This is a genomic window from Pantoea anthophila, from assembly GCF_006494375.1.
Classification (GTDB): domain Bacteria; phylum Pseudomonadota; class Gammaproteobacteria; order Enterobacterales; family Enterobacteriaceae; genus Pantoea; species Pantoea anthophila.
Map to the genome: position 1 here is coordinate 40,207 of NZ_VHIZ01000024.1, position 23,294 is coordinate 63,500.

Sequence of the window (23,294 nt, forward strand, 5' to 3'; positions counted from 1 at the left end):
GTCAACGCTGGGATTTGTTCTTGCAGTGCCCGCTGCAGTTCGCATATTATCTAATCCGTTATAATAATCATTATCGTTTCGATTCGCTCGCCTGGGCCTATTTTAAGAGACACTTTTATGAATGCGCGAACGCGTTTTGCCGACAACACCAAAAAAACATTTTCCCGACCGCTTCTGGGCGTCATGATTTCACTCAGCCTGAGCACCTCGCTGTATGCCGCGCAGACGGAGACGATGGTCGTCTCGGCAGAAGGCGGAAGTGGGGTCGAAGCCGAAAGCCCCTGGGGCCCGGCGCCGACGATCGCCGCGAAGCGCAGCGCTACCGGCACCAAAACCGATACCCCAATCGAAAAAAATCCGCAGTCCGTCTCCGTGGTGACCCGCGAAGAGATGGAGATGCGCAACGTAACCAGCGTCAAAGGAGCGTTTAACTACACGCCTGGCGTGCTGACCGGCAACCGGGGCAGCTCAGACGTGATTGATGCGTTGTCGATCCGCGGCTTCAGCGAAACCAATACCAACCAGTATCTGGATGGCCTGAAACTGCAGGGGGATAACTACTCGGAGTTTGCCCTCGACCCTTACTTTCTGGAGCGTGCCGAGCTGCTGCGCGGTCCGGTGTCGGTGCTCTACGGCAAAAGTAACCCTGGCGGCGTGGTCGCGCTGGTGAGTAAGCGTCCGACGCAGGAGACCCTGCGTGAAGTCCAGTTCCAGATGGGTAACGACAATCTCTTCTCAACCGGCTTTGATTTTGGCGGCGCGCTGGATGATGACGGTGTATACAGCTATCGACTGACCGGGCAGGCGCGCAGTCAGGATGCGCAGCAGGCGATGAACAAAGAGAAGCGCTACACCATCGCGCCCGCATTCAGCTGGCGTCCCGATGAGCGGACCCGCGTTGACCTGCTGACCTATTTCCAGAACGAGCCGGAAACCGGCTATTACGGCTGGCTGCCGCGGCAGGGCACGATCGTGCCGATCACCCGCGCGGATGGCCGTGAATATAAGCTGCCGACCAACTTCGATGAAGGCGAGCAGAGCAACAAGATCTCCCGCACCACCAAAATGGTGGGCTACAGCGCCGAGCACAGCGTCGACGACACCTGGACGCTGCGTCAGAACCTGCGCTACGCCGATCTGCGCACCGACTACCGCAGTATTTATGGCAATGGTTTCAACGCCGCGACGCAGGAGATCACCCGTGGGTCAGCAGCCTCCAGCGAGAAGCTGAATCAGTTTGCCGTGGATACGCAGGCGCAGGCGAAATTTGCCACCGGCCTGGTGGATCATACGCTGCTGCTGGGTGTGGATTTCCAGCGTACCCGCAACGATATCGACGCCCAGTTTGGCTCTGCCTCCAGCCTGAACGCCGTTAATCCGCAGTATGGCGATGACAGCGTGACGCCATTTGCCGATCCTTATCAGCACCTTAACAAGCAGCGCCAGACAGGTCTCTATGCTCAGGATCAGATGGAGTGGAACCGCTGGGTGCTGACGCTGGGTGGCCGCTACGACTACGCCATGAATTCGGTATATAACCGGGTCACCGACACTGTTGATCGCCAGAACGACCAGGCCTTCACCTGGCGGGGTGGTCTGAACTATGTCTTTGATAACGGTATCGCGCCTTACTTCAGCTACAGCGAAGCCTTTATTCCGAATGCGGGTGCCACTTATGATGGCGAAGCCTTTGATCCGTCACGCGCTAAGCAGTATGAAGCGGGCGTGAAGTATGTGCCGAAAGATCGTCCGGTAGTGCTCACCGCTGCGCTGTATCAGCTGACCAAAACCAAAAACCTGACTGCCGATCCGGATACGCAGAATCATCCATTTGCCAGCGTGCAGAGCGGTGAGATCCGTTCGCGCGGTGTTGAGCTGGAAGCCAAAGCGGCGCTGAATGCCAACGTCAACCTGACCGCCTCTTATACCTACACCGATGCGGAATATACCGAAGACACCCTGCTGAAAGGCAAAACGCCGGTGCAGGTGCCGAAGCATATGGCCTCACTCTGGAGCGACTACACCTTCCACGAAACCGCGCTGTCAGGTGTGACGCTCGGCGCTGGGGTACGGTATGTGGGCGAAAGTCAGGGGCTTTACAGCACTGGCTCTGAGCAGAACCAGAACTTTAAGGTTGCCGGTTACACCACGGTGGATGCGGCGCTGAAATATGATCTGGGCCGTTTCGGCTTGCCAGGCTCGTCGGTGGGCGTTAACGTCAACAACCTGTTCAACCGCGAGTATGTCGCCAGTTGCTACCGTGAATACGCCTGCTACTGGGGTGCAGAGCGCCAGATTGTCGGTACCGCCACCTTCAGATTCTGATTTAACCGGGCGCTGCGGCGCCCGTTCACAGGGATTATCATGCCGTATCCGCACGCAGAAGAGGCCACCTTTACGCTGGATAACGCCAGCTTTGAGGTCCCGGGCCGAACCCTCCTCCAGCCACTTTCACTGACTTTTCCACCAGGCAAAATGACTGCGCTGATTGGTCACAACGGTTCAGGTAAGTCGACGCTGTTGAAAATGCTGGGTCGTCATCATGGTGCCAGCCACGGCGAGGTTCGTCTGAATCAGCAGCCGGTCGGGCGCTGGAACAGTAAAGCCTTTGCCCGTCAGGTCGCCTATCTGCCGCAGCAGTTACCGGCAGCCGAAGGCATGACGGTTCGTGAGCTGGTGGCGATTGGCCGCTATCCCTGGCACGGCGCGCTGGGCCGCTTTGGTCAGGAAGATCGCGACCGGGTGGAGGATGCGATTACGCAGGTGGGGCTTAAACCCTTTGCCGGTCGGCTGGTGGACAGCCTGTCGGGCGGTGAACGCCAGCGCGCCTGGCTGGCCATGATGGTGGCGCAGAACAGCCGCTGCCTGCTGCTCGATGAACCCACCTCGGCGCTGGATATTGCTCATCAGGTTGAGGTGCTGGCGCTGATCAAAAATCTCAGTCAGCAGCGCGGCTTAACCGTGATTGCGGTGCTGCATGATATCAATATGGCAGCACGCTATTGCGATCATCTGGTGGCGCTGCGTCAGGGAACGATGATTGCCGAAGGTGACGCAGAGGCCATTATGCAGGCTGAGGTGCTGGGTGCGATTTATGGCATCCCGATGGGGATTTTACCGCACCCGCAGGGTGGCGCACCGGTCAGTTTTGTCTGTTAAGGAAAGGATGATGCCCGATCTTTCTCGCCGCCGCCTGATGCTGGCACTGGCGGCCTCGCCACTCTTTTGTGCGCTTCCCCTGCGTGCCGCGACGCCGAACCCTGGCCGGATTATCGCGCTGGAGTGGTTACCCACCGAATTGCTGATGGCGCTGGGTATCACACCTTACGGCGTGGCCGATCTGCATAACTACAACATCTGGGTCGGGGAGCCGCCGCTGCCGGCGGGCGTGACGGATGTCGGTCTGCGCACGGAACCCAATCTTGAGCTGATGGTACAGATGCAGCCGTCGCTGATCCTCTGCTCCAACGGCTACGGCCCCTCGAAAGAAAAACTGATGCGCATCGCGCCGATCATGGGCTTTGACCTGCAAAGCGGCGACGGCAAACCCCTGACCGCCGCCCGGGCATCGCTGCGCCAGCTGGCTGCACGGCTTGGAGTCAGCGAGCGGGCGGAGCAGCATCTGCGCGAGGTCGACGCTCAGCTGGCGGCAGCGCGTCAGCGTCTGGCACCCTATGCCGGACGCACCCTCCTGCTGATGTCGCTGCTCGACAGCCGTCATGCCATCACCTTCGGCAAAAACAGTCTGTTTCTGGAAGTGATGACGCTGCTGGGCCTGAAAAATGGCTGGCAGGGCGAAACCAACTTCTGGGGCAGCGCGGTGGTTGGCATCGAACAGCTGGCGCAGGCCGGGGATGTGCAGGCAATCTGCTTCGATCATGACAACGATGCCGATATGGCACAGCTGATGCGCAGTCCGCTGTGGCAGTCGCTGCCGTTTGTGCGCGCCGGACGTTTTCAGCGCGTTCCGGCGGTCTGGTATTACGGTGCGACGCTCTCCGCGCTGCACTTTGTTCGCGTGCTGGAACGCGCGCTGGAGACGCAATGATGCGCCATGCCCTGTTTCCTCTCCTGCTGCTTAGCCTGCTGTTTCTGCTGGCGCTCAGCCTGACGCTGGTCAATCTGCAACAGGTCCTGCCGCCCGCCGACTGGGCGCAGGCGCTCTGGTCCCCGGCTGTCGATAACCTGTCGCAGATGGTGTTTCACTACAGCCTGCTGCCGCGCACCGTACTGGCGCTGCTGGTCGGTGCCGGACTGGGGCTGGCCGGTCTGCTGTTTCAGCAGATCCTGCGCAATCCGCTGGCGGAGCCGACCACGCTGGGCGTCTCGTCCGGGGCGCAGCTTGGGATCACCGTAGCGACGCTCTGGCATCTGCCCGGCGGCGCGCTGACCCAGCAGTTTGCCGCGCTCAGCGGCGCGGTGCTGGTGGGGGCGCTGGTGCTGGGTGTGGCCTGGGGCAAGCGTCTGTCGCCGGTCACGCTGATTCTGGCCGGCCTGGTGCTGAGTCTCTACAGCGGCTCGGTCAATCAAATCTTCGCTATCTTCAATCACGATCAGCTGCAGAATATGTTTCTGTGGAGCACCGGCGCACTGAATCAGATGAGCTGGGACAATGTGCAGCAACTCTGGCCGCGCCTGCTGCTGGCCTTTGTGCTGGCCCTGGCGCTGCTGCGTCCGCTGACGCTGATGGGGCTGGATGATAGTGTGGCGAAGAATCTGGGCCTCGCGCTCTCTGTGGCGCGCATTGGCGGCCTTGCGCTGGCCATCCTGCTCAGTGCCCAGCTGGTGAATGTGGCCGGGGTCATCGGTTTTATCGGGCTGTTCGCTCCTCTGCTGGCGAAGCTGCTGGGGGGAAGACGGCTAATCACCCGGATGATCCTGGCTCCCCTGACGGGCGCGCTGCTGCTCTGGCTGGCGGACAGCGGCGTGCTATGGCTTAGCACGCACTGGCGTGATATTCCGACCGGCACTGCCACCGCGCTGCTGGGCGTGCCCATCCTGCTGTGGCTGCTGCCGCGTCTGCGAACCGGCTCCGTGCCGCCCGCCCTGAATCAGGGTGACAACGTGCCCGCCGAGCGGCAGAACCTGCTGCGCTGGGCGCTGATCGGCATCGCCGTGCTGGCCCTGCTGGCCTGGGTCGGCCTGGCCGGGGGACGGGATGCGCAGGGCTGGAGCTGGTCAGCGGGGGAGATGCTGCATTCACTGCTGCCGTGGCGTGCGCCGCGGGTGCTGGCTGCGCTGGTGACCGGCCTGATGCTGGGCGTGGCAGGCAGCCTGATCCAGCGGTTGACCGGCAATCCGATGGCCAGCCCGGAAGTGCTGGGCATCAGTTCCGGTGCCGCCTGTGGTGTGGTCGTCATGATGTTTCTCGTGCCGGGGGATGCACTGGCGTGGCTGCTGCCTGCCGGTGCGCTGGGGGCGGCGCTGACGCTGCTGGTGATTATGCTGGTCGCCAGCCGGGGGGGATTCTCGCCGGAGCGGATGCTGCTGGCAGGTATGGCGCTGAACAGCGCCTTTGTCACGCTGCTGATGCTGCTGCTGGCCAGTGGCGATCCGCGCATGGGCGACCTGCTGAGCTGGATCTCCGGCTCGACCTATAACATCAGCGGCCATCAGGCGATGCAGAGCGCGCTCTGCGCGCTGGTGCTGGTCGCGCTGGCACCCCTCGCCAGTCGCTGGCTGACCCTGCTGCCGCTGGGCAGTGTCACCGCGCGCTCGGCCGGCATCGCATTAACACCGGTGCGGCTGAGTCTGCTGCTGCTGGCGGCCGCGCTGACCGCCAGCGCGACGCTGACTATCGGTCCGCTGAGCTTTGTCGGGCTGATGGCTCCGCATATGGCGCGGATGCTGGGCTTCCGGCGGGCTCTGCCGCAGATGGTGCTGTCAGGATTGCTGGGAGCGGGGTTAATGGTGCTGGCGGACTGGTGCGGGCGGATGCTGGCCTTTCCGGATCAGATCCCAGCCGGGCTGATGGCGACGTTTTTAGGCGCGCCTTACTTTATCTGGCTGTTGCGGCGTTCAGTTTAATAAGACCGGCGCCGCCGCCGGTCTGAGAGTATTGACAAAATCTGGTCCGACTCGCTGTCAGACCGAGCCTGCGCAGGGAACACAGTCAGATCGGAAAGACGCAAAAGCCGTCATCCCTGACACGCTCGGCCCGCGCCATCCCTGGCGCGGGACGCTTTCCTCCTCTGCCTGTGTTCCCTGCACATTGAGTTTCGTGTTGCTGTGAGATCCTGGATCGGATTCTACTGCCGATCTGCATCTCTACTGCCGCCTGTTACAGCTTCGCGAAACAACGACGCGCGGCATCGATGGTGTGCTGAATATCCACTTCGCTGTGTGCCAGCGACATAAAGCCCGCTTCATAAGCCGATGGAGCAAAGTAAACGCCTTCCTCCAGCATCAGGTGGAAGAAGGTTTTAAAGCGCTCCACATCGCAACGGGTCACGTCCGCGTAACAGGTCACGCTGTCAGCGTCGGTGAAGAAAAAGCCGAACATGCCGCCAACGTGGTTCACCACCAGCGGGATATTCTGCTCTTTCGCCGCGTCACGCAGACCTTCAGCCAGCTGACGGGTCAGCGCATCCAGTTTCTCATGGGTGCCCGGCTGTGCAAGCTGAGTCAGACAGGCGTAGCCCGCCGCCATCGCGATCGGGTTACCGGAGAGCGTACCCGCCTGATAAACCGGACCGGTCGGGGCCAGCGCCGCCATCACTTCGCGACGGCCACCGAATGCGCCTACCGGCATGCCGCCACCGATGATTTTACCCAGGCAGGTAAGATCGGGACGGACATTGTAGTGAGCCTGCGCGCCGCCCAGCGCAACGCGGAAACCGGTCATCACCTCGTCAATAATCAGCAGCGCACCAAACTCGTCGCACAGGGCGCGCAGGCCCGGCAGAAACTCAGGCTGTGGCGGAATGCAGTTCATGTTGCCCGCGACCGGCTCAACGATAATGGCGGCAATCGCCTCAGGGTATTGCTCAAACGCGCTGCGCACCGAGTCGAGGTCGTTAAAGGTGCAGGTCAGGGTATGTTTGGCGAAATCGGCCGGGACACCCGGTGAGTTTGGCTGACCGAGGGTCAGGGCACCGGAACCCGCTTTCACCAGCAGATGATCGGCGTGGCCGTGATAGCAGCCTTCAAACTTGATGATTTTGTCGCGGCCGGTAAAGCCACGCGCCAGACGGATAGCGCTCATGGTCGCTTCGGTGCCGGAGTTCACCATCCGCACCATCTCCATGCTCGGCACCAGATCGCACACCAGCTGCGCCATGGTCACTTCCATGCCGGTCGGTGCGCCAAAGCTCAGGCCACGCCCGGCCGCTTCAATCACCGCATCGCGGATCGCCGCGTTGTTGTGACCCAGTACCATCGGGCCCCATGAGCCGACATAATCGATATAGGCTTTGCCATCGGCGTCATAGAGACAGGCTCCGTCAGCGTGATCGATAAACAGCGGAACGCCGCCCACACCGGTAAATGCGCGTACTGGCGAGTTGACGCCACCCGGGATCAGGCGTTGTGCCTCGGCAAACAGTTGTTCGGACTTACTCATTTTCGGCTCCAGCGGTTCAGAAAAATAGGGTGCCATTCTACGGAAGAGGGGCAGCCGGTGAAAGGTGGTTTCACCCGCAGCGCCCCTTACAGAGGGGAAAGCGGCACAGAGTGCGAAGGGCAGAGCTTGATTGCGCTGAGGTGCTGACTGATAATAGCGTAATTAAGGTCGTTTTCTGACCTGGACGTTTAGCGGAGTAAAACATGAGTGATGAAGTAGTAGCACTGCCGTTGCAGTTTACCGACGCCGCAGCCAACAAGGTCAAGAACCTCATTGCCGATGAAGAGAACCCGGCGCTGAAACTGCGTGTCTATATCACCGGTGGCGGTTGCAGTGGTTTCCAGTATGGCTTCACCTTTGATGACCAGCTGAACGATGGCGACATGACGATTGAAAAGCAGGGCGTCTCGCTGGTGGTTGACCCGATGAGCCTGCAATATCTGGTGGGTGGATCGGTGGATTACACCGAAGGGCTGGAAGGTTCGCGCTTCATCGTGACCAACCCGAATGCGAAAACCACCTGTGGCTGTGGCTCCTCTTTCAGTATCTGATGATGCAGGCCGTCAATCTGACGGCCTCGTTTACCACTCTACCGTTACCAGACGGATTCCCTGCTTCTGACTTCCCTCTGTCCGGCTCTGGCTCTCTGTAATGCGCGGCTGCGCACTGGCCTGTCTGCCACAGTCAACCTGCGGTGCGGGCTGACCACGTGCCGTGTTAATTTCACAGCGTGAATAGATGACAAGCCTGGCGCCTATAGAGCCAGTGATCGATCCCGCACAGGCAGATCCGGCGATCGTCAGCCCTATGGCCAGCAGCAGTGCTCTGGTCATATGAAGTTCCTGGTGTTTAAAAGGCGCCGGGGCGCTAAAAGGAGGGCGAGCATACGTGGCTCGCCCGTCTCTGTTATTGATTAACGGCAAAAAGTGCGGCGGCTTTAATCAATTCGCTGATTTATCGATCGGGATGCAGGGCCGCACAGAGTTGCTGCGCCGCCAGCAGCAGTCGCGGGCCAGGGCGGCTAAGCCAGTCCTCGTTGATGGCGATCACCGGCACCCTGAGCTGCGGCTGCCAGAATGTCCGGATATTCTCCGCCTGCTGCGCATCGCCGCCCGTCACTATCGCCTGAGGATGGCGCATCAGAACCTGCTCGCGGCTCACCTGCGGCCAGCTGACGCGGCTGTCAGCAAAGATATTCCTGCCCCCGCAGAGGGTAACCATCTCATTCTGCATCGTCTCTCTGGCGGCGGTGAACAGCGGTTGCTGGCCAAACTGCAAAAAAAGCGGAACCGCAGCCAGGTGAGTATAGCGCTGGCGCAGCGCCGTTGCCTGCTGATGTAACTGCCGGGCCGCGCGGGCCGCCTGCTCCGGCCTGGGGCTCCAGTTACCCAGATCGGCCAGCGCCGCGATCATCTCATCCAGCGTCCGCGGATCGATCCACTTAACCGGTACACCGAGCTGCTGTAACTGGGCGATCTGCCGCTGCGGATTGCCGCCCCGCCAGGCCAGAACCAGATCGGGTTTAAGCTGCAGGATCCGTTCTGTTCTGATGCCCTGCCAGTCGGCAACCTGTTCAATCTGTTTTGCCTGTGGCGGAAAGTCGGACCAGGCGCTGACCGCAATCGGGGTGATCCCGGCGGCAAAGGCGAGCTCGGTGAGATGGGGAGCAAGGGTAATAACGCGGGGTGGGGAAGCCAGCAGGCTGCCGCTCAACAGCAGCAGCCAGCAGAAGAGCAGGGTTTTAGCCACGCGCCAGATGCGCCAGCAGGTTCTCCACCATCAGTGAAGATTGCTTTGCTGCCACGCTGAGGAACTCATCAAAACTGAGGTGCGACGCTTTGTCGGCCACGTCAGAGATGGCCCGCACCACCACAAATGGCACCTGGAACTGATGGCAGACGTGACCGATGGCGGTCGCTTCCATCTCAACCGCAATCGCCTGCGGGAACTGACTGCGAATGCGCGCCAGCGGTTCGGCGCCGTTGATAAAGGCATCTCCGCTGACCACCAGGCCGCGCACGGCATTCAGATCAAGCTGTTTAATGAAGGCTTCCGCTGCGGCGATGAGGGTGCTGTCTGCCACGAACGCGGCCGGACAACCCGCCATCTGACCCGGCTCGTAGCCAAAGGCCGTGACGTCCGCATCGTGATAACGCACTTCTTCAGAGACCACGATATCGCCCACGCTGAGCGACGGCGCTAATCCACCCGCAGAGCCGGTGTTGATCACGACGTCAGGCTTGCAGAGTTGCAGCAGCAGCGTGGTACCCAGCGCGGCAGAGGTTTTACCAATGCCCGATTTCAGCAGTGCCACCTCAACGCCCTGCAGGGTGCCGGTATAAATTTCACAACCCGCCAGCGACAGCGTTTGACGGTTTTCAATTTTGTCGCGCAGCAGTGTGACTTCCTGCTCCATCGCGCCAATAATGCCTGCTTTCATAGTGAGTCCCGCTAATGTAAAAAATGAAAAATTAGGGCATAGTTTAGCATGGCATTCAGGGGATTAATTCACGAAAAAATAAGGGGTAATCCATGTCGGCGATCAATTTCAGGAAGAAGATCAGCTTCTCGCGCCCTTATACCAGTCGAAAAGATCCGGAAGGCGAATATTACATTACCCGCCATTTTGAGAGCGACCGCGGGCGGATTATCAACTCCGCCGCTATCCGTCGCCTGCAGCAGAAAACACAGGTGTTCCCGCTGGAGCGCAACGCCGCCGTCCGCTCCCGCTTAACGCACTCGCTGGAGGTCCAGCAGACCGGCCGCTACATCACCAAAGAGATCCTGCAGACGCTGAAGATGCAGGGCGGGCTGGCGCAGTATGGTCTGGATGAGTTAGAGGGGGCGTTTGAAAGTCTGATAGAGATGGCGTGTCTGCTGCACGACGTCGGCAATCCGCCGTTTGGCCACTTTGGCGAGGCGGCGATCAACGACTGGTTTGAAGAAAATCTGCCTGCCGAACTGGTCGATCCGCTGGTGGCCGGTGTGGAAGGGGAGGCGCAGCGTCAGGCTTTTGATCAGCTCAACGCCACCATCCGCCAGGATCTCTGCCATTTTGAAGGCAACGCCCAGGCCATTCGCATGGTGCATACGCTGCTGCAACTCAATCTCAGCTATTCTCAGGTTGCCTGCATCCTGAAATATACGGCCCCCGCCTGGTGGCAGGGTGAAAAACCCGCCGAATTTAGCGTCCTGATGAAGAAACCGGGTTTTTATCTCTCTGAACAGGATTATATTACCGAGCTGCGTGCTGCCACCAATATGAAAGAGCACCACCGCTTTCCGCTCACCTATATAATGGAAGCCGCGGATGATATCTCCTATTGTATTGCCGATTTGGACGACGCTGTAGAAAAAGATATCTTCAATGTTGAGAGTTTGTATGAATTTCTCAATAAAGCCTGGGGGCCGGTTAAAAATAATGACGCTTTCAGCCGGACGATTGGCGAAGCCTGGCGTGAAGCCTGTAATAAAAAACGCCGCAGCCGCAGCGATCAATTTTTTATGTCATTACGCGTAAATGTTCAGAGTGTATTGGTCAGCTATGCGGTCAAGCGTTTTGTTGATAATCTGCCGGCCATATTTGACGGCAGTTTCAACCATGCGCTGCTGGAAGATGAGGGTGAAGAGGGGCGTTTGCTGCAGCTGTTTAAGACCGTCGCCCGTCAGCAGGTCTTTAACCATTCTGAAGTGGAACAGCTGGAACTGCAGGGTTATCGGGTCATCAGGGGCCTGCTGGAGATCTATCAGCCGCTGATGCGCCTCAATTACGAAGCCTTTACCACGCTGATAAATGAAGATTTCCTGCGTAAGCATCCCATCGAAACCCGGCTTTTCCATAAGCTCTCCGGTAAACACCGCAAAGCGTATTTACATAAGATGCGTAACCTGGTGGTGGAGCATAAATATCAGCGGCTGTTGTGGGAGCGTTATTATCGCTTCCGCCTTATTCAGGATTATATCAGCGGCATGACCGATCTCTATGCCTGGGATGAGTACCGGCGGCTGATGGCCGTAGAATAAGCCGCCAATTGTAAAGAGCGCGAATAAATTTTTACTTTTGCCTGAAACTTTTTAAGGAACTTCGCGCTAAAACATTTATCTCACCTTTCGACCACAGCAATGGTCTGAACAGTAATCTTACAGAGAAACGAAAAATGAAAAAAAAGACCTTAGTATTAAGTGCGCTGGCGTTAAGCCTGAGCATGGCGCTCGCCCCTGTTACTGTTTCTGCTGCGCAAACGGCCTCTTCAGATAGCCAGCAACTGCCAAGTCTGGCTCCAATGCTGGAGAAGGTCATGCCGTCTGTGGTCAGTATCAGCGTCGAGGGCACCACCACGGTTAAAACTCCCCGCATGCCACAACAGTTTCAGCAATTCTTTGGCGACAATTCGCCTTTCTGCCAGGACGGCTCTCCGTTCCAGGGCTCACCAATGTGCCAGGACGGTGGAGCAGGCGGTAACGGCGGAGCGCCAGGCCCGGATACCCAGCAGGAGAAATTCCGCGCGCTGGGATCGGGCGTCATCATTAACGCCGAAAAAGGCTATGTGGTCACCAACAACCACGTGGTGAACAACGCCACCAAAATTCAGGTGCAGCTGAGCGATGGCCGTCGCTATGACGCCAAAGTCATTGGCAAAGATCCGAGCTCCGATATTGCGCTGGTGCAGTTGCAGGACGCCAAAAACCTGACCGCGGTGAAAATCGCCGACTCTGACAGCCTGCGTGTGGGTGACTACACCGTGGCGATCGGTAACCCTTACGGACTGGGTGAAACCGTGACGTCAGGTATCGTCTCTGCGCTGGGACGCAGCGGCCTGAACGTGGAAAATTATGAGAACTTTATTCAGACCGATGCGGCGATTAACCGGGGTAACTCCGGCGGCGCGCTGGTTAACCTCAACGGTGAGCTGATCGGAATTAACACCGCGATTCTGGCACCGGATGGCGGCAACATTGGTATCGGCTTTGCTATCCCCAGCAACATGGTGAAAAACCTGACGGCGCAGATGGTGGAGTTTGGTCAGGTGAAACGGGGTGAGCTGGGCGTGCAGGGAACAGAGCTGAACTCCGAGCTGGCTAAAGCGATGAAGGTGGACGCACAGCGCGGTGCCTTTGTCAGCCAGGTGCTGCCGGACTCAGCTGCCGCCAAAGCGGGGATCAAAGCCGGTGACGTGATCGTCTCCATGAACGGCAAACCGCTCAGCAGCTTTGCCTCGCTGCGTGCGGAAGTGGGCTCACTGCCGGTGGGCACTACGCTGAAGCTGGGACTGCTGCGTGACGGCAAGCCGCTCGATGTCTCTGTCCAGCTGCAGCAGAGCAGCCAGGCGAAAGTTCAGTCTGCGACCATCTACACCGGCATTGAAGGCGCCGATCTCAGCAACATCGAAGCGGGTGCCAAAGGTGTGCGGGTGGATAACGTCAAACCGGGCAGTGCCGCGGCGCGTATCGGCCTGAAGAAGGGCGACGTGATTCAGGGCGTTAACCAGCAGGTGGTGACCAACCTGGGCGAGCTGCGTAAAGTCCTCGACACCAAACCATCGGTTCTGGCGCTGAACGTGAAGCGTGGCGACAATACGCTCTATCTGCTGATGCAGTAAGCGACGCGTAAAAACCTTTCAGGCGGATTGCGGTCCGCCTTTTTTATGCCCGCTCTCCGCCGTGGCAGAGTGTGATAGTGACCGCAAATCCGGGAAATCAGCGCCTGCCTCTGTGCAATTGCACAATGCTCCGCGTGCGACGCCTGCGTATTCTGTTGCTCCCCTATTTTTTCAGGAGTAATGGATGGCTGCCTATCACCTTGATGCCCGGCTGGCGCAGGATATCGTGGCGCGCACCATGAGAATTATCGACAGCAATGTCAACGTGATGGACGCGCGGGGCCGCATCATTGGCAGCGGCGACCCTGAACGCGTTGGAGAGTTGCACGAAGGCGCACTGCTGGTGCTCTCTCAGGGACGCGTGGTGGACATTGATGACGCCGTGGCTAAACATCTGCACGGCGTGCGGCCAGGCATCAACCTGCCGCTGCGCCTGGATGGCGATATTGCGGGTGTGATTGGCCTGACCGGCGAACCGCTGTCGCTGCGTCATTATGGCGAGCTGGTCTGTATGGCGGCAGAGATGATGCTGGAGCAGGCGCGGCTGCTGCACATGCTGGCCCAAGATAGCCGTCTGCGTGAAGAGCTGGTGCTGAATCTGATCCGCAGTGACACGCTGTCGCCGCAGCTGACCGAGTGGGCGCAGCGGCTCGGCATCGACCTCAATCAGCCTCGCGTTGCCGCTGTCATCGAGGTGGACAGCGGCCAGCTCGGCGTGGACAGCGCCATGTCAGAGTTGCAGAAGCTGCAGACACTGCTGACCACGCCGGAGCGCGATAATCTGATCGCCATTGTTTCGCTGACCGAAATGGTGGTGCTGAAACCCGCCCTGAATGCGCATGGACGCCACGATCAGGAGGATCATCGCCGCCGCATCGAGCAGTTGCTGCAGCGGATGAAAGAGAGCGGGCATCTGCGGATGCGTATTGCACTCGGCAATGTTTTTACCGGTCCCGGCAGCATTGCGCGCTCCTATCGCACCGCCCGCACCACCATGATGGTCGGCAAGCAGCGGATGCCGGAATTACGCAGCTACTTCTATCAGGATCTGGTGCTGCCGGTGCTGCTCGACAGCCTGCGAGGCGGCTGGCAGGCGAATGAGCTGGCGCGGCCACTGGCAAAGCTTAAAAGCATGGATAACAACGGCCTGCTGCGTCGTACGCTGATGGCCTGGTTCACCCACAACGTACAGCCGGGCGCCACTGCGCGCGCGCTGTTTATCCATCGCAATACGCTGGAGTACCGGCTGAACCGGATATCTGAACTGACCGGGCTTAATCTTGGGCAGTTTGATGACAGGCTGCTACTCTATGTGGCGCTGCAGCTGGATGAGCAGGGATAACACGCAAACAGCGGGCATAAAAAAGGCCAGCAGTACTGGCCTTTCCGATCGGGCAGGGAATTAACGACCGTTGCGGGTTAATTTTTCCAGGTCCGATTCAATCTCACTGATTTTGTGAGAAACCACGCTTTCCAGATGACGCAGGTCATCCAGAATTTTGCGTTTCAGATCCACTTCAACCTGGTCACGCTGGCAAATCTGGTCCAGTTCGTCGATGACATAACGCAGATTCGGGCTGATCTCCTGAACTTCTTTATAGCCCTGGGTCGCGTGATCGGCCACGACGGTTTTGCGCTGACGCGGATATTTGAATTTGACGCTTTTCGCGAAAAATTCACCTTTATCTTTGCGGAAGTAGATTTTCAGAATGTCGTTATTCGCTTCCTGACGCAGGCTGTAGCGATCGATGTCGTCCGGATTACTGATTCCTAAGCTTTTCAGATTGTCATACATGGCGTTGTTTCCATCAAAAGTGAGAAGCGCGCAGTCTTGTTCATGACGTCAGACAACTGTAGACATAAATCAGCGGGATGAACATTGCGCGACAGGATTTAACTGGCGCGGATTATGACCTGGATGAAATCTAAACGCACCCGTTCCTTCGCGGCGCGAATCAGGTTGATTTGGAATGGCTGTAAAGAAAAGATGACGGGCTGGTTTCCAGCCCGTCACTGACATCAGTCGATGGTGCGCAGCAGTTCGTTGATACCGGTTTTGCTCAGGGTTTTCGCGTCAACTTTCTTCACGATCACCGCACAGTAGAGGCTGTAGCTGCCATCTTTAGACGGCAGGTTACCGGAAACGACGACCGAACCGGCAGGAACGCGGCCGTAATGCACTTCGCCGGTTTCGCGGTCATAAATTTTGGTGCTCTGACCGATATAGACGCCCATTGAGATCACGGAGCCTTCTTCAACAATCACGCCTTCAACGATTTCAGAGCGTGCGCCAATGAAGCAGTTGTCTTCGATAATGGTCGGGTTTGCCTGCAGCGGTTCCAGCACGCCACCGATTCCCACGCCACCTGAGAGGTGAACGTTTTTGCCGATCTGCGCACAGGAGCCGACGGTCGCCCAGGTATCCACCATGGTGCCTTCATCGACGAAAGCGCCGATGTTGACATAAGAGGGCATCAGCACCGTGTTACGGGCAATGAACGCGCCCTGACGCACTGCCGCAGGCGGCACCACGCGGAAACCGGCGGCTTTAAAACGCGCCTCATCCCAGCCAGAAAACTTCATCGGCACTTTGTCGTAAAAACGGGTTTCTGCCCCTTCCATGACCTGATTGTCGTTGATGCGGAAAGAGAGCAGCACTGCTTTTTTCAGCCACTGATGCGTTACCCACTCGCCGTCGATCTTTTCAGAAACGCGCAGTTCGCCGCTGTCCAGCAGGGCGATCACCTGGTTGATGGCATCACGGGTTTCGCTGTCAACGCTGACGGGGGTAATGTCCGCGCGACGTTCAAAGGCGGATTCGATAACGCTTTGTAACTGTTGCATATTTTTTTCCTGATCGGTCATGTGCAATGCCGGGCACTTTCCCGGCACAAATAAAAATAGAGGATGATAAATCGTGTCTGGTCACACTTTATCGTTTGGATTAAGGGCCTCTGTCAACCGTTGTTGCAATGCTTTGCGCATTTCTTCGTCCAGCGCCTGCCGCTCACTGTTGGCCAGAATAAAGAGATCTTCGACCCGTTCGCCGATGGTGCTGATGCGCGCGCCATGCAGTGAAACCCCGAGATCGGCAAAGACTTCACCAACCCGGGCCAGCAGACCCGGCTGGTCCAGCGCCACCAGTTCCAGGTAGCTGCGCCGGTCGGTGTGGGTCGGCAGGAAGTTGACCTCGGTGTCCACACTAAAGTGCCGGAGTTTGGCTGACGGTCGGCGGGTGCGCGGCGGCACCCACTGCGACTGGGTTATCGCCTGCTCCAGCGCCTGAATGATCATCGGATGGCGATCCGGGGAGAGCGGACTGCCATCGGGTTCCAGCACAATAAAGGTATCCATGGCCATGCCGTCGCGGCTGGTGAAGATCTGAGCGTCATGGACGCTGAGATTGCGGCGGTCCAGTTCACCGGCGACAGCGGCAAACAGGTGGGGGCGATCGGGGCTCCAGATAAAAATCTCCGTTCCGCCGCGCGTGGCCTGCGGGCTGACCAGCACCAGCGGCTTCTTCAGGTCATGCACCAGCAGATGGCGGGCATGCCAGGCGATCTGATTTGGCGTATGGCGCAGGAAGTAGTCAGCGCGGCAGCGATTCCAGATCTGATGCAGGCGCTCCTCATCTATATTGTCCATCCGCAGCAGCGCCAGCGCCTGCAGACGATGATGGCGCACCCGCTCGCGCAGATCCGGACTGTTCTCCATGCCACGACGCAGCTGCTTCTCCGTGGCGAAAAAGAGTTCGCGCAGCAGGCTCTGCTTCCAGCTGTTCCAGAGGCTCTCGTTGGTGGCGCAGATATCGGCCACCGTCAGGCAGACCAGATAGCGCAGCCGGTTTTCGTTCTGCATCACCTCCGCGAACTGCTGGATGACCGTCGGGTCCTGAATATCGCGCCGCTGAGCCGTGACCGACATCAGCAGATGATGGCGCACCAGCCAGGCCACCAGCTGTGTTTCCCGCGAGTTGAGGCCGTGCATCTCCGCGAAGTCGAGCGCGTCCTGTGCGCCGAGAATCGAGTGGTCACCGCCGCGCCCCTTGGCGATGTCATGCAGCAGCGCGGCCATCAGCAGCAGCTCCTGCTGAGGCAGGCGCGGCCACAGCTCGACGCACAGCGGATGCTGCGGACGGGTAGACTCGCTGGCGAAGCTCTCCAGCTTCTGCAGGACGCGAATGGTGTGCTCATCCACGGTGTAGGCGTGGAACAGATCAAACTGCATCTGGCCGACAATATGGCCCCACAGCGGCGTATAGGCCCACAGCACGCTGTGGCGATGCATCGGCACCAGCGCCCGGCTGACCGCGCCAGGATGGCGCAGAATCGACATAAACGTGCGGCGCGCCTCCGGGATCTGACACAGCGGCTGTTTCAGATGGCGGCGGGCATGGCGCAGGTGACGCAGGGTGGTGGAGTAGATGCCTTTGATGTTCTCGTTGCGCACCATGACGTAGAACATGCGCAGGATCGCCTGCGGCTCACGGGTGAACAGCGTTTCATCACGCAGGTCGATCAGGTCGCCACGCAGCTGAAAGTCGTCATCGACAGGTCTGGGCTTCTCATTGGTGGAGAGCGCCAGAATCGCCTCATCAAACAGCTGTAACAGCATCTGGTTCAGTTCACCGATGCGTCGCGTACCCCGGTAGAAATCCTTCATCATCCGCTCGACCGGCTCGTTGCCTTCGCCCTGATAGTTCAGGCGCTGCGCCACGCTGAGCTGGCGATCAAACAGCAGGCGGTTATCGTAGCGGGGCAGGGAGAGGTGCAGCGCAAAGCGGATGCGCCAGAGAAACGCCTGGCATTCGTTGAGTTCGCTGCGCTCTGCCTCGGTGAGAAAGCCAAAGCCGACCATCTCATCCAGCGTAGTGGCACCGAAATGGCGTCGGGCGACCCATTGCAGCGTATGAATGTCACGCAGGCCGCCGGGGCTGCTTTTAATATCCGGCTCAAGGTTGTAGCTGGTGCCGTGATAACGTTTGTGGCGCTCCTGCTGCTCTTCGATTTTGGCGGCAAAAAAGCGGGATGAGGGCCAGAAGCCGTCGCTGAAGACGTTCTTCTGCAACTCCAGGAACAGCGCCACGTCGCCGGTCAGCATGCGTGACTCAATCAGATTGGTGGCGACGGTGAGGTCAGATAGCCCCTCCAGCAGACACTCCTCCAGCGTGCGCACGCTGTGGCCCACTTCCAGCCGCAGATCCCACATCAGGGTCAGCAGTTCGCTGGTGCGCTGCGCCGCCTGCTCATCCAGCGGCTGACGGCTGAGGATCAGCACATCGATGTCAGAGAGCGGGTGGAGTTCGGCCCGCCCATAGCCGCCCACGGCCACCAGCGCGATGGCGGGCATCGCATCGAAGCCAAAGAAGCGCCACAGGCGGCGCAGCAGCTGATCGATAAACAGCGTGCGGGCATCAATCAGCTGTTCCACGGCTTCACCGGCGTCGAATGCTGCAGCCAGATGCTGCTGGAAATGTTCCAGCCGCGGCTTCAGCAGCTCGCGCGTCAGCTGATCGTCACCCCATTCGGCCGGTGAATCGACCAGACCGTTTTTTACCTCTTCCGACAGGCTCACGCTCATGCTGCTCTTCTCTTTTTTAGCCAAAAAAAAGCCGGCACATGGCCGGCTTGATCTCTATCCGGGGAATTACCCCTCGGCGACGAGCACAGCAGGCAGCGTGTCGTCTTTGCGCAGGGTTAAAATCTCGCAGCCGTTTTCCGTCACCACAATAGTATGCTCATACTGCGCGGACAAGCTGCGATCTTTGGTTTTTACCGTCCAGCCATCTTTCATGGTGCGGATGCGGTAATCGCCGGCATTGACCATCGGTTCAACGGTAAAGGTCATGCCCGCCTGCAACACGACGCCGCTGTCATCCGCATCGTAATGCAGCACCTGCGGCTCTTCGTGGAACCCTTTACCGATGCCGTGACCGCAATATTCACGCACCACGGAGAAGTCATTCGCTTCTACATACTTCTGGATAGCCCGGCCCAGCTCGCGCAGACGGATGCCTGGCTTGATCAGACGCAGTGAAAGATAGAGGCTCTCCTGGGTCACGCGGCAGAGGCGCTCGCCCTGAATGGTCGGTTTGCCGACAATAAACATCTTCGAGGTATCGCCGTGGTACTCATCTTTGATCACGGTGACGTCAATGTTGACGATATCGCCATCCTTTAACGGACGATCGTCGCTCGGGATACCGTGGCACACCACTTCGTTCACCGAAATGCAGACCGACTTTGGAAAACCGTGATAGCCGAGACAGGCAGAGACAGCCTGCTGCTTTTGGGTAATATGATCATGGCAGATGCGGTCCAGTTCACCGGTGGTCACACCCGGTTTAACGTGCGGTTCGATCATCTCCAGCACTTCGGCGGCCAGGCGGCCCGCGACGCGCATTTTTTCGATTTCTTCAGCTGTTTTGATTGAAATTGGCATTAAATTAATCCGCATTTGTCGAAATTTTCGACAATAATAAGTTCTGTGCTGTCATGTTAGCAGCCAGAAAATGGGCTGCCAAATAGAGAACGCGCTGGCTTCCGTCAGCGATCATTTATTGGCGTCCCCCGGCGGTTTGTGGTATAAAGCGCGCCGACGATTCTCTGTATGGCCGTTTTGGTCAGCAGGAAACGCATAACTCTCATTATGTGTAATAAAACACACATGTATCGACACATACGCCGGGGTGCCTTGAAAGAGGTCGGTCGTATGGGATACATGGAGGCCCAACCCCAAATCAAATTTCAGAGGTAATCATGGCAACTGTTTCCATGCGCGACATGCTCCAGGCTGGTGTTCACTTCGGTCACCAGACCCGTTACTGGAACCCAAAAATGAAGCCATTCATTTTTGGTGCACGTAACAAGGTTCACATCATCAACCTGGAAAAAACCGTTCCTATGTTCAACGAAGCTCTGGCTGAACTGAACAAGATCGCTTCCCGTAAAGGTAAGATCCTGATCGTAGGTACCAAGCGCGCTGCTGCTGAAGCGGTAAAAGAGTCTGCACTGAGCTGCGACCAGTTCTTCGTAAACCACCGCTGGTTAGGTGGCATGCTGACTAACTGGAAAACCGTGCGTCAGTCAATCAAGCGTCTGAAAGATCTGGAGACTCAGTCTCAGGATGGTACTTTCGACAAACTGACCAAAAAAGAAGCGCTGATGCGTGCGCGTGAGCTGGCCAAGCTGGAAAACAGCCTGGGCGGTATCAAAGACATGGGCGGTCTGCCAGACGCGCTGTTTGTTGTTGATGCTGACCACGAACACATCGCAATCAAAGAAGCAAACAACCTGGGTATCCCGGTATTTGCTATCGTTGATACCAACTCTGATCCAGATGGCGTTGATTTCGTTATCCCAGGTAACGACGACGCAATCCGTGCTGTAAGCCTGTACCTGAATGCCGTTGCGACCACCGTTCGCGAAGGCCGTTCTCAGGATCTGGCTGAGCAAGCTGAAGAAGCGTCTTTAGAAAACGCTTAATAAGGTTTGCTCTGCATAAGAGCCCTTAGTATTCAGATGTGATCTGTAAGGGGCCTGTACTGGCCCCTTTATTTTATCTAAGTCTGTAACGCCCCCTGTCGGACGGCGGGACAGAGTAAATTTTCCGCAAATAAGTGTCTGCTGGTGCACATGTACTCAGGCACGAACCGAGGATTCTGGAATGGCTGACATTACCGCTGCATTGGTAAAAGAACTGCGCGAGCGTACTGGCGCTGGCATGATGGACTGCAAAAAAGCGCTGACCGAAGCGAACGGCGACATTGAGCTGGCGATTGAGAACATGCGTAAGTCTGGCGCAATCAAAGCAGCGAAAAAAGCAGGTAACGTTGCGGCTGATGGCGTGATCAAAACCAAGATCGTTGGCGACTACGGCGTGATTCTGGAAGTAAACTGCCAGACTGACTTCGTCGCAAAAGATGGCGGTTTCCAGGCATTCGCAGACAAAGTTCTGGACGCGGCTGCAGCCGATCGCGTAACCGATGTAGAAGTTCTGAAAGCGCAGTTCGAAGAAGAGCGCGTTGCACTGGTTGCTAAAATCGGTGAGAACATCAACATCCGTCGCGTCGCAATCCTGGAAGGTGCAGAGCTGGGCAGCTACCTGCACGGCGCACGTATCGGCGTACTGGTTTCAGCGAAAGGCGCTAACGAAGATCTGATCAAACAGATCGCTATGCACGTTGCGGCAAGCAAGCCTGAATTCGTTAAGCCAGAAGACGTTTCTGCTGACGTGGTTGAGAAAGAGTACCAGGTTCAGCTGGACATCGCGATGCAGTCTGGCAAGCCAAAAGAGATCGCAGAGAAGATGGTTGAAGGCCGCATGAAGAAATTCACCGGCGAAGTTTCTCTGACTGGTCAGGCTTTCGTTATCGACCCAAGCAAAACCGTTGGCCAGGCTCTGAAAGAGCAGGGCGCTGACGTCATCAACTTCATCCGCTTCGAAGTGGGCGAAGGCATCGAGAAAGTTGAGTCTGACTTCGCTGCAGAAGTTGCAGCCATGTCCAAGCAGTCTTAATGCTCTGAAAGAACCGCCAGATGGCGGTTCTTTTTTGTCTGTGAACCGCAACAGACACATTTTCAGTTTCATCCCAATAGCAATTTCATTGCGGTAAGCGGATGATCGATCACAATTTACTTCTCCTTTACACCCTATCTTCCAGGAAGAACTGACCATGGCGACCAACGCAAAACCTGTTTATCAACGTATCCTGCTTAAACTCAGCGGCGAAGCCCTGCAAGGCGCTGAAGGTTTTGGTATCGACGCGAGTGTGCTGGACCGTATGGCACAAGAGGTAAAAGAGCTGGTTGAGCTGGGCATCCAGGTTGGCGTTGTGATCGGCGGGGGTAACCTGTTCCGCGGAGCGGGCCTGGCGCAGGCCGGGATGAACCGCGTTGTGGGTGACCACATGGGTATGCTGGCTACCGTAATGAACGGCCTGGCGATGCGTGATGCGCTGCACCGCGCCTATGTGAATGCCCGCCTGATGTCAGCGATTCCACTGAATGGCGTCTGCGATAACTACAGCTGGGCAGAGGCGATCAGCCTGCTGCGTAACAACCGCGTGGTGATCTTCTCCGCCGGTACCGGCAATCCGTTCTTCACCACCGATTCTGCGGCCTGCCTGCGCGGTATTGAGATCGAAGCGGATGTGGTCCTGAAAGCGACCAAAGTGGATGGCGTCTATTCTGCCGATCCGGTAAAAAACCCGGATGCGACCCTGTATGAGCAACTGACCTATACTGAAGTGCTGGATCAGGAGCTGAAAGTGATGGATCTTGCGGCCTTTACCCTGGCGCGTGACCACAAACTGCCTATCCGTGTTTTCAACATGAATAAGCCAGGCGCGCTGCGTCGCGTAGTGATGGGTGAAAAAGAAGGCACCCTGATTACGCATTAATACCCGAGGCGAGATAAAATAAGGTATATTCTGTCAGCGCGATGATGACGCATCGCGCACCAGTCAGGATTATCGATGATTATCGATCCCGCTTCCGGCCAGGCCGGAACTGGCCAGGTCAAACCGAATCCAAGGGTTTCAACGTGATTAACGACATCAAAAAAGATGCTGACACGCGCATGGAAAAATGCGTTGAAGCATTCAAAAACACCATCAGCAAAGTGCGCACGGGTCGTGCTTCCCCTTCGCTGCTTGACGGCATCGTCGTCGAATATTACGGCACGCCGACGCCACTGCGTCAGCTGGCTTCCGTCACTGTGGAAGACTCACGCACGCTGAAAATCAACGTGTTTGATCGCACCCTGAGTGCGGCAGTTGAAAAAGCGATCATGAAGTCCGATCTCGGTCTGAACCCAAGTTCAGCCGGCAGCGACATCCGTGTTCCGCTGCCTGCGCTGACCGAAGAGCGTCGTAAAGATCTGATTAAAATCGTGCGCGGCGAAGCCGAGCAGGGCCGTGTGTCGGTACGTAACGTCCGTCGTGATGCCAACGATAAAATCAAAGCGCTGCTGAAAGATAAAGAGATCAGCGAAGACGACGAACGTCGTGCGCAGGATGAAATCCAGAAAATGACGGATGCTTACATCAAGAAAGTGGATGCTGCACTGTCAGAAAAAGAGACGGAGCTGATGGATTTCTAATCCCATCGCTGCCGGAAAAAACGCCGTACAGA

The 23,294-nt window shown here is 57.7% G+C and carries 20 protein-coding genes; 12 read left to right on the forward strand and 8 right to left on the reverse strand.

Translation table 11 applies throughout. From position 1 onward, the window contains the following. The first annotated feature begins 117 nt into the window (after positions 1–117). From fhuA to fhuB, 4 genes are read left to right on the forward strand one after another with little or no spacing between them, the layout of a single operon-like run. Positions 118–2,325 (forward strand): ferrichrome porin FhuA, encoded by a 2,208-nt coding sequence (fhuA, locus tag FJW00_RS04295; RefSeq protein WP_140923143.1) that lies wholly within the window; start codon positions 118–120, stop codon positions 2,323–2,325. Positions 2,326–2,364: 39 nt separating this feature from the next. Continuing rightward, entirely contained in the window at positions 2,365–3,159 is a 795-nt protein-coding gene (gene fhuC / locus FJW00_RS04300; RefSeq protein ID WP_009092026.1) for a Fe3+-hydroxamate ABC transporter ATP-binding protein FhuC, read from the forward strand. 10 nt (positions 3,160–3,169) lie between these two features. Beyond that, on the forward strand, positions 3,170–4,048 hold the full coding sequence (gene fhuD, locus FJW00_RS04305) for a Fe(3+)-hydroxamate ABC transporter substrate-binding protein FhuD (protein ID WP_046101254.1): 879 nt from the start codon (positions 3,170–3,172) through the stop codon (positions 4,046–4,048). Next, the gene (gene fhuB / locus FJW00_RS04310) at positions 4,048–6,027 is read left to right on the forward strand and encodes a Fe(3+)-hydroxamate ABC transporter permease FhuB (RefSeq protein WP_140923152.1); all 1,980 of its coding nucleotides are present in this window, start codon (positions 4,048–4,050) and stop codon (positions 6,025–6,027) included. Before fhuD ends, fhuB begins: the two co-directional genes overlap by 1 nt. A 253-nt stretch (positions 6,028–6,280) precedes the next feature. On the opposite strand, the gene hemL is transcribed toward fhuB, so the two are convergent. After that, a complete protein-coding gene (gene hemL, locus FJW00_RS04315; protein WP_009092019.1) occupies positions 6,281–7,561 on the reverse strand; it encodes a glutamate-1-semialdehyde 2,1-aminomutase in 1,281 nt (426 codons plus the stop codon). Positions 7,562–7,764: 203 nt separating this feature from the next. Here hemL and erpA point away from each other — a divergent pair, with 203 nt between their 5' ends. Continuing rightward, positions 7,765–8,112: an iron-sulfur cluster insertion protein ErpA gene (erpA, locus tag FJW00_RS04320; RefSeq protein ID WP_009092018.1), complete on the forward strand. Its 348-nt coding sequence runs from the start codon at positions 7,765–7,767 to the stop codon at positions 8,110–8,112. Positions 8,113–8,142: 30 nt separating this feature from the next. Here the strand turns inward: erpA and FJW00_RS04325 are convergent, their stop codons facing one another. The 3 genes from FJW00_RS04325 to mtnN form a co-directional block, all read right to left on the reverse strand. Continuing rightward, positions 8,143–8,394 (reverse strand): hypothetical protein, encoded by a 252-nt coding sequence (locus FJW00_RS04325; RefSeq protein ID WP_009092016.1) that lies wholly within the window; start codon positions 8,392–8,394, stop codon positions 8,143–8,145. 121 nt (positions 8,395–8,515) lie between these two features. Continuing rightward, positions 8,516–9,310, reverse strand: coding sequence for a vitamin B12 ABC transporter substrate-binding protein BtuF (gene btuF / locus FJW00_RS04330; RefSeq protein ID WP_140923144.1), 795 nt, complete (start codon positions 9,308–9,310; stop codon positions 8,516–8,518). Then, entirely contained in the window at positions 9,303–10,001 is a 699-nt protein-coding gene (gene mtnN, locus FJW00_RS04335) for a 5'-methylthioadenosine/S-adenosylhomocysteine nucleosidase (protein ID WP_140923145.1), read from the reverse strand. The genes btuF and mtnN overlap by 8 nt, the downstream gene beginning before the upstream one ends. Before the next feature lie 92 nt (positions 10,002–10,093). On the opposite strand from mtnN, the gene dgt reads away from it, so the two are divergent. The 3 genes from dgt to FJW00_RS04350 all read left to right on the forward strand — a co-directional run bounded on the left by dgt (position 10,094) and on the right by FJW00_RS04350 (position 14,503). Further along, positions 10,094–11,584 (forward strand): dGTPase, encoded by a 1,491-nt coding sequence (gene dgt / locus FJW00_RS04340; protein WP_058958053.1) that lies wholly within the window; start codon positions 10,094–10,096, stop codon positions 11,582–11,584. A 134-nt stretch (positions 11,585–11,718) separates the two neighbouring features. Further along, positions 11,719–13,161 carry a serine endoprotease DegP gene (gene degP, locus FJW00_RS04345; RefSeq protein WP_009092009.1) on the forward strand — a complete coding sequence of 481 codons (1,443 nt, stop codon included), beginning with the start codon at positions 11,719–11,721 and terminating at the stop codon, positions 13,159–13,161. Positions 13,162–13,345: 184 nt separating this feature from the next. Beyond that, positions 13,346–14,503, forward strand: coding sequence for a CdaR family transcriptional regulator (locus FJW00_RS04350; RefSeq protein ID WP_140923146.1), 1,158 nt, complete (start codon positions 13,346–13,348; stop codon positions 14,501–14,503). A gap of 60 nt (positions 14,504–14,563) precedes the next feature. Here FJW00_RS04350 and FJW00_RS04355 read toward each other — a convergent pair whose 3' ends face one another. From FJW00_RS04355 to map, 4 genes are all read right to left on the reverse strand, one after another. Further along, positions 14,564–14,956: a DUF3461 family protein gene (locus FJW00_RS04355; RefSeq protein WP_009092005.1), complete on the reverse strand. Its 393-nt coding sequence runs from the start codon at positions 14,954–14,956 to the stop codon at positions 14,564–14,566. A gap of 224 nt (positions 14,957–15,180) precedes the next feature. Beyond that, positions 15,181–16,005 carry a 2,3,4,5-tetrahydropyridine-2,6-dicarboxylate N-succinyltransferase gene (gene dapD / locus FJW00_RS04360; protein WP_140923147.1) on the reverse strand — a complete coding sequence of 275 codons (825 nt, stop codon included), beginning with the start codon at positions 16,003–16,005 and terminating at the stop codon, positions 15,181–15,183. Positions 16,006–16,086: 81 nt separating this feature from the next. Then, positions 16,087–18,741: a bifunctional uridylyltransferase/uridylyl-removing protein GlnD gene (gene glnD / locus FJW00_RS04365; RefSeq protein ID WP_058958055.1), complete on the reverse strand. Its 2,655-nt coding sequence runs from the start codon at positions 18,739–18,741 to the stop codon at positions 16,087–16,089. A gap of 66 nt (positions 18,742–18,807) precedes the next feature. After that, positions 18,808–19,602, reverse strand: coding sequence for a type I methionyl aminopeptidase (gene map, locus FJW00_RS04370; RefSeq protein WP_009091999.1), 795 nt, complete (start codon positions 19,600–19,602; stop codon positions 18,808–18,810). A gap of 317 nt (positions 19,603–19,919) precedes the next feature. Between map and rpsB the strand changes: the two genes are divergently transcribed. From rpsB to frr, 4 genes are all read left to right on the forward strand, one after another. Continuing rightward, positions 19,920–20,645: a 30S ribosomal protein S2 gene (rpsB, locus tag FJW00_RS04375; protein WP_009091997.1), complete on the forward strand. Its 726-nt coding sequence runs from the start codon at positions 19,920–19,922 to the stop codon at positions 20,643–20,645. A gap of 181 nt (positions 20,646–20,826) precedes the next feature. Next, on the forward strand, positions 20,827–21,678 hold the full coding sequence (tsf, locus tag FJW00_RS04380) for a translation elongation factor Ts (RefSeq protein ID WP_009091996.1): 852 nt from the start codon (positions 20,827–20,829) through the stop codon (positions 21,676–21,678). A 157-nt stretch (positions 21,679–21,835) separates the two neighbouring features. After that, a complete protein-coding gene (pyrH, locus tag FJW00_RS04385; protein WP_009091994.1) occupies positions 21,836–22,561 on the forward strand; it encodes a UMP kinase in 726 nt (241 codons plus the stop codon). A gap of 143 nt (positions 22,562–22,704) precedes the next feature. Then, on the forward strand, positions 22,705–23,262 hold the full coding sequence (gene frr / locus FJW00_RS04390; RefSeq protein WP_009091992.1) for a ribosome recycling factor: 558 nt from the start codon (positions 22,705–22,707) through the stop codon (positions 23,260–23,262). The last annotated feature ends 32 nt before the right edge of the window (positions 23,263–23,294 follow it).